The organism is Dysgonomonas sp. Shenzhen-Wh21 (assembly GCF_043392705.1).
Taxonomy (GTDB): domain Bacteria; phylum Bacteroidota; class Bacteroidia; order Bacteroidales; family Dysgonomonadaceae; genus Dysgonomonas.
In genome coordinates this window covers 1-7,258 of record NZ_JAIXHZ010000072.1, presented here as the reverse complement: position 1 = coordinate 7,258, position 7,258 = coordinate 1, and the positions used below count along the sequence as shown (strand labels likewise).

Below are 7,258 nucleotides of genomic sequence, written 5' to 3'. Positions count from 1 at the left end.
TCAGTGTTATATTGTGAGCATCTACAACCTTTAAAAGAGTTTTTTAGTGATTTAGATTAAGGTTAATCTCGCATCATTCTTAGATATTCTTCATCTTTCAGTAATCTTTCTCTTCTTTTTTCTTCGGTTTCTCCAATACAAGAAAGCAATATGATACTAACTATTGGAGTTAAGCAAAGTGAGAATGCTACCCAATAAAAAGAGCTTCTCCCATTCTTGCAAGCCATTTCGTAAACATAATATAGCAATATCAAAGCGTTTACAATGACTGCTATAATAAGAATAACAGCAAGGAAGCCAATCGAATTAAATTCAGTTTGCACAATCGACAATCGATTCATTTTTCTACTTTACTAAAGGCTTATTTACTTTGACAACTTCTATTTTATCAGCAAACTTTTTTGAAATCATACCACTCCACTTAACATATCTAAGCGTAGTATTAAAATTTTTATGCCCCATGAATCTCATTAAAGCATAACGATCCATTCCATTAATCATAAAATTCGTGGCACAAGTTCTTCGGGAAGAGTGAAAGGTAAGATGCTTATCAATGCCTGCTTTTTCTGCACATTCTCTCAAGGTTGTATTTATCTTTGTACGCTCTATTTGAGGAAAGACAAATCTTTCGGGTTGCTCCAAATTATTATAGTCGTCTTGCGTCCAATCCAATAAACATAATGCATATTTTGAAATGATATTTTCCAAAGGAACTTCGTTTCCTCCTACTTTCTTCTCCAATATTTTACTAATGACCCAAGGTTCGTCTGAGCGGTCGATATGCTTCCATTTGAGAGTTAAGACATCGCCTATTCTCAAACCTGTCATACAAGAAAATAAAAACATCGCAAGGACATCAGATTCTAAAGAGCCATGCGTAACTTCTTTTAAAAAATATGTATTAAGCTTGTTAAGTTCTTCCTTTTCAAGAAAAATATCATTCGTAGGAGGTTCTTTAATCGAAATATCTCCGCTTTGGAACGGATTTTCAATTTTGATTTTCTGTCTTGTTCCAATATAATTAATGACTGCTCTCAAATGCCTAAGTCTATTATATCTACTACCTTCTACATCTCCTCTGCCTGCTTCGTTACCTCGTTTTATAAGAAATTTCTCAAAATCATTTACGAATTTTTCGTTTATATCTTTGATTCTTATTTCTTTGCGAAATTCTTCTAATGCTCTAAAAGTAGTTCTATAGGATTTGAAAGTACCATTAGACATATTGCCTTTCTTTTCTTGCATCGCAATATATTTATTGAAATAATCAAAGAAAGAGGCATTTTTAGATTCATCAGCAATTTCATTTTTAACGATTTTCTTTAATAAATCCTTTGTTAATTCTTCATCATGACGTACGGCATCAATTACAGCTGAATTTATTCGATTAAGCTCTTTGCTTATTATAATTTTAAGGGAAGGATCATAAGGGCATTTATTCTTATTGTCCCATTCTTCTTCGAGAAATTTGAAGGGTTTCCCCTTCTTTCCTAAAGAGAATTTGATTTCTTCGCCGTCTATTCGAGTGAATCGTATATGCAAAGGGATTTTGCCACCTTTCTTATTTTTTTTATCTCGTTTAAGAAACAAAGTAGATTCGGGAATACTCATAGTAATATAATTTTCGTGCTAAGATAAATATATTCAAGCAATTCATTATCACGAAAACGTATGAATCCCTCTTGCCGATTCTCTTGCTATTGACAAATCATATTTTAAGTATCGTTGGGTCATATTTACCGACTTATGTCCTAAGTATTTTGAGATTTTATAAATATCTACTCCATCGACTACAAGAAGGGTTGCAAACGTATGGCGTGAGGAATGGTAGGTAATATGCTTATTGATTCCAGCAAGTTTTGAGTGCTTACGAAGCGTTTGATTTACAGTTGGCTCGGCATAATTATAGAATATTTTTTCATCACTATTTAACAAAGTTCCGTTATTCGACCACTCCATTAGTATATCACGAGCCATTGGGAATAAAGGAGTAATAACATCAGTTTTGGTTTTTATCATCGTTTTGCGGATAATACTATTCTCAAAATCTATATCTTTCCAAGTCAAAGTCATAGCATCGGAAAACCGCAATCCGCAAAAGCACGAAAACTGATACATCTTTAGGATTTGGTATTCCTTCGAGTTTTTATCAAATTGCTCGGTATATTCGACCAAAGTATTAAGTTCCGTTTTATCCAAATAAATCTCTTTTGCTTCGGAACTCGGTATTTTGAACCACTTATAAGGATTATCTATTGAAAGATTGCGTTTTTGCATATCCAAAATAACAGTTCTCAAATTCTTATGCTTTGGGTTGCGTCCACCTGCCGAATTTCCGTTTACTTCTCGCATATGGTCATCGAATTTTTCAATAAAGGGCAAGGATATATCCGAAATTCGTATATTTTCTTTGAATTCTTTCAGAACATTATAGGTTGTCATATACACTCGGATAGTCTCTGGGTTAAGACCTTCTTTGCGTTTGCGTTCTACAAATTCGAGATAGTAGTCATATAATGAGCCACTTTCGGGTTTTACTTTTTTCTTACCTGAATAGAACTCTTTTACCACGTCTAAGGTCAATTCCTGCCCCTCTACAAGGATTCTATTTATATAAAGCTCTAATTCCGTTATCTTTCGATTTAAGAGGAGTAGCAATGCCTTATCTTTTGGAACTTTCTTCTTTACATCCCACTGTTCCTTTCGTACATCTAATTTCGTTGAAACTTTGGTTTCCTTGATTCCAACCCGAATACGAAGGTATATTGGATATTTGCCGTTGCGTTTTATCGGCTTATCATTTCTGATACAACTTATAATCGAATATTCTGCCATTTTCTACAATAGTTCATTAACTCGCATGAACTAAGTTAGTTGGCAGTTTGGAGACGGCAAAATTTAAAAATGAATATTTTCTTTCTTATTTCTAAAATCCATAGATATTATGAATTATGGAATTGTTAGAGTCTTCAATTTCTTTTTGAAAATTTCCATTTTTAACAACATTTTGAAGTATTGATTTTACATTCAAGGAAATTTCTTTTAATTGAGCCTCGGATGGTTCTACAAAAGGAATCTTCTTTATATAATTTGACGAGTTATTAGTCGTTGAATTTATTGTCCTAATTAAAATATTGCATGTAGGTGAATTGAAAAAAGCTAATAAATAATATAAGAATTGTTCATTAGTCGGAAATACCCCAACGATTGACTGATCAAATAACCTATTATCGAGTAATACTGCGGATATTGACGAAGAACTTACCATTGGAATACCTATTCCTTTTTTAAAATAAAAATTGGAATTTTGGTATCGTGCTTTTTTACATCCCTTATAATGTTCAACATTTTCTTTTGTCCAAGACATAAACCAGATATCCGATTTCCAGTATTTGGTATTCCCTCCTTTTACAATTGGTACATACAATTTTTTTGTATTTAAACCTTCTAAATCGTTTACAGAACAATTATACTCAACATTATCAACATCAACTAAATCGTATCGTTTGCCATTCTTAATATCTTTATTTATCACTTTTAGAAACGACTTGTCATTTCCCGAATAAAACCCTGTTACACAGCTACATATATCTCCAATTTTTAGCCCATTACTTTTAATACAATCAAGGACTTTTTGATTTGTATTAATGGCAAATGAATAATCAGCATTTTTTAGAACTTCATTTTGAGTTAAAACAATCTTCTTAACATGTTCCAATTTATTGTTTCCTAATTCTTCAACTGATTTAAAACCACTATAAATGCAAAATTCATTATTTAAACATATTTCTCTTTTTGAAGATTTCTCCAGAGATATAATCATTAGATTTGCATATCCAAAGTTGACACCAGGAAAGAATGAGGACGGAAATAATGAAATTTCATGAATCAAACAACTTGTCAAAACATTCTTTCGTATTAATTTATGCATATGTACTGTTAGCCAAGTATCAGGCATAATAAAAGAGAGTCGTCCACCATCTTTCAATAAATTTATGCTATGAGCTAAAAATAAGGTATAACTTTCTTTTGAATAGAATCCGTTGAATTTCTTTTTTAAGCTCTTTCTTTCCTCTGTATTTCTCCATGCGCCATAAGGTGGATTTGCTATTACTGCATCATATATACCTCCCATAGAAGAATAGAAATCTAAATCTTCATCATATAGAAAGTCCGTTTCCTTTATATTCAAATTAATATAGTCGTTGTATTTAGACTTCAAATTATTAAAAGATTGTCCATTTAGTTCTAAAGCATCAATTGAAGCTTTAGGTACATCTTTTATTAATTTATCTAAGAAAATCCCATCTCCCGCACAAGGTTCTAATATTCTCTCAGAGCCAGATAGTTCCAGTAAGTTAACCATATAACTTACTATTGATGATGAGTTAGTGTAATAAGCCTGATATTTTCTTTTTTCTTCTACCATGTTAAGTATTGGAGCAAATTATTCGTTCTTAAATGATTTACAAACTCAGGGGATAAATCGTCTTCCCAAGAAATATTATTTTCTATCCATTGTTTAATATTATATCCAGTATATCTTTGTATTTCATTATAAGTGTCTGCACCAGAAAAAGCACTCCATAAGCCACTATTCTTTAATGTATTAAAGTAATTGTTATTTTCGGTAGAGCGTACAAAAATTAAAGGATTATAATTGTCATTTAAACCATGAAATATTTTGGCAACTAATAGTAACCTGTTAGTATTCCCTTTTTCATTTGAACCAAAACCACTCTTAAAATCAACAACAAACTTTTCATCTCCAATTTTGAAATGTAAATCCAAATTCATCTGAATTTCTCCACAACTAACCATTTCCCATAAAGCGGAATAAAAGTTGAGTAGTTGCTCTTTGTCTTCATCAGATATTGGAAGGTTATTTATTTTATCCGTCAATTCTGGAACCATTTTATTTTTTATTTCTTGAAAAGTAGGAGGCGTAAAAAGCTCCAACTCATTAATTGGATATTTGAAAGTTAGTTTACAAAAAGGCTCCCATAGCTCACCAATACGCCTTGAAAATGTCATATACTCGTACGACCAAACAGAATTTCTTGCCTCAAGCATGACCACATAATTACAATAAGTAACCATTAAAATACATTCCAATAGTTCTATATTTGACCATTCCCCTTCCAATGCTTTTTCTTCTATTTCCTTTATAAGTCCTTCCCGACTTTTATAAAGCTCTCTATTGAGTATTTTTGCTTTATTTTTATAATCGTTTTCTCCTTCTAATTCCTCCATGAAAGTTTCTAACTCATCTCGAAAATATTGTATAACATCATTTTTTGAGGTGCGAATTTCTTTAGTTATTTCCATTTTTGAACGATTTTTAATTGATATTGCAAATGTATCAATTAAAATCCAATGGAATGCCATGAAAAGAAACTGAGTTATCAACCAGTGCTTTTCAAATTCGCATGAGCTAAAATAGTTGGCATATTGTTAAAGGCAAAATTTATTTCATATTAAATTAAAAGTTTTCAAAAAATAGGGGGTCGCAAAAAGGGTCGCAATTATTCAATATAGAGTAAAGCATTTATTTTACTGGGTTTCCTATGAATTACTAAGACTCTAAAATTGAGTATGCAAAAACACAATCATCAGATTATCAAATATATAAGCAGTTCGCCAGGAACCTCAGAGTTTCGACTCGAATAAACGCTAATCTTTTCTTAATAAATTGATTAGCGTTTTTGTTTTAAATCTAATTTTGAAACTTGCACAGTATTCGCACGGCGTTTAATGTTCTACACTTGTATAAGCTCAATCAGAGAGTTACATTTTTGGGGACTAGAGGCAAAAAAGGGGGGTACACCCCATAAATGGATTCTGCACACACCCCAATCTGATGCGTCGCATTTTTTTATTTTTCTATTTCTTTAAGTTTATCTTCAATGAGTTTCTTTGTTGCATAATAATAGTGTCCGCTAAGCGTTTTTTTTACGTGCTGCTTCCTTCCTTTATCAAATAACTCTTTTAAACCTATCAAGAAAACCTTTATATCAGATAAATAATACGGCTCTCTATTAAATGCTCTCTCCATGAATATATAAACTTGATGCTTAGAATCATTGTTTGATTTAATGTATGCTGAATAAAAAATATGAGGACTGAATTCTTCCAGTATTTTTATGCTATATTCAGAATAAAATTTTTGACAAAATGAAGAGATATCAGTTCTACATTCTTCTTCTAATTGTTTCGTCTCATCTTTTTTTGAACTCAACTCAAGCTTTCTATTCTCGTCTAGAATAAATTGGAAAAGATTTTCTTTCTGCTCCCTATAGATATCATCCTCTTTAATGTTTTTAAAATTACTAGGATGGTATTTTATAGATAAATCTACTGATTTTATTTTAGCTTTCTTAATTCCTACTTTCAATTTCTGAACCAAAGTATCTGGAGAATAACTGAAAATATTATTAAATCGAAGAGCATAATAAAAGACTGTTGCATATTCACTTAGATTCTGATATCCCCCTCTGTTCGCATAATCTAACATCCTTGATGTTAACGACTTGTATTCTATATTTTCTAGTTTGTAAACTTTATCCCAAGATAACAAATTCAAGATTCCATATTGAAGTAAAGTTAATCCTTCTTCATTAATACGAAATATATTTATAATCTCATTTCTTAATTTGAGAATATCAAAAGCTTCTCCTCCTGTTACAAAGGAATAAATTGAATCGAAGTATTTATAATTATTACTAAATGAGTAATATTTATCATGGATTAACCTCAAGTATGTTGGTTCTTCTGTTTCTTCTACTTTTTTTCCCATATTATATAATTCCCTTGCCATCATCATAGTATAAGAATCTAGATTATCTAATTCTTTTTTCTCTGAGAAGGAAATTTATCCTGTACGATATTCCTCTGATATTATCAATATGAATTTTAAAGTCTCTTTTAAAATTTCATCCTTACTATTCCTAAAAAGTTTTTCTTCTCTATTACACAAGGATTCTATCTCAGAATAGATATTTAGAAACTGATTTAATCCATATTTAAGAGTTCTGAGATTTTTAGTCGTTTTATTGAAAATATCCAAAATAAGTTCTTTTTGGTAAGAAAGGAATTCTGTATATGCTGTGTTTCTTGCAAAAATGCTTTTTATAATATTATCAAAAATATCTTCATAGTCGGGAGTATATTCAATTGTGTTGCCAATTACTTTTTCTTTGCTATCATCAAAATTATCTATTTTACTTTCGTTTGCTATCAAAATTATTTTCGTCCCATG

The 7,258-nt window shown here is 30.9% G+C and carries 7 protein-coding genes; all 7 read right to left on the bottom strand.

From position 1 onward, the window contains the following. Positions 1 to 62: 62 nt before the first annotated feature. Positions 63 to 341, bottom strand: coding sequence for a hypothetical protein (locus LDB17_RS04320; protein ID WP_252639359.1), 279 nt, complete (start codon positions 339 to 341; stop codon positions 63 to 65). A 4-nt stretch (positions 342 to 345) separates the two neighbouring features. Next, entirely contained in the window at positions 346 to 1,611 is a 1,266-nt protein-coding gene (locus LDB17_RS04315; protein WP_252639358.1) for a site-specific integrase, read from the bottom strand. A gap of 48 nt (positions 1,612 to 1,659) precedes the next feature. Further along, on the bottom strand, positions 1,660 to 2,835 hold the full coding sequence (locus LDB17_RS04310; protein WP_252639357.1) for a site-specific integrase: 1,176 nt from the start codon (positions 2,833 to 2,835) through the stop codon (positions 1,660 to 1,662). Between the two features lie 91 nt (positions 2,836 to 2,926). Beyond that, on the bottom strand, positions 2,927 to 4,429 hold the full coding sequence (locus LDB17_RS04305; protein WP_252639356.1) for an Eco57I restriction-modification methylase domain-containing protein: 1,503 nt from the start codon (positions 4,427 to 4,429) through the stop codon (positions 2,927 to 2,929). Then, positions 4,423 to 5,388, bottom strand: coding sequence for a hypothetical protein (locus tag LDB17_RS04300; RefSeq protein ID WP_252639355.1), 966 nt, complete (start codon positions 5,386 to 5,388; stop codon positions 4,423 to 4,425). Before LDB17_RS04300 ends, LDB17_RS04305 begins: the two co-directional genes overlap by 7 nt. A gap of 487 nt (positions 5,389 to 5,875) precedes the next feature. After that, positions 5,876 to 6,796, bottom strand: coding sequence for a hypothetical protein (locus LDB17_RS04295; RefSeq protein ID WP_393924906.1), 921 nt, complete (start codon positions 6,794 to 6,796; stop codon positions 5,876 to 5,878). Between the two features lie 75 nt (positions 6,797 to 6,871). Beyond that, the coding region (locus LDB17_RS04290; RefSeq protein WP_393924905.1) for a hypothetical protein at positions 6,872 to 7,258 on the bottom strand (387 nt) is incomplete at its 5' end.

Bases quoted from the DNA above. Each gene is read 5' to 3' on its own strand.
- LDB17_RS04320 (WP_252639359.1), bottom strand. From the start codon at position 341: ATGAATCGATTGTCGATTGTGCAAACTGAATTTAATTCGATTGGCTTC.
- LDB17_RS04315 (WP_252639358.1), bottom strand. From the start codon at position 1,611: ATGAGTATTCCCGAATCTACTTTGTTTCTTAAACGAGATAAAAAAAAT.
- LDB17_RS04310 (WP_252639357.1), bottom strand. From the start codon at position 2,835: ATGGCAGAATATTCGATTATAAGTTGTATCAGAAATGATAAGCCGATA.
- LDB17_RS04305 (WP_252639356.1), bottom strand. From the start codon at position 4,429: ATGGTAGAAGAAAAAAGAAAATATCAGGCTTATTACACTAACTCATCA.
- LDB17_RS04300 (WP_252639355.1), bottom strand. From the start codon at position 5,388: ATGGCATTCCATTGGATTTTAATTGATACATTTGCAATATCAATTAAA.
- LDB17_RS04295 (WP_393924906.1), bottom strand. From the start codon at position 6,796: ATGGGAAAAAAAGTAGAAGAAACAGAAGAACCAACATACTTGAGGTTA.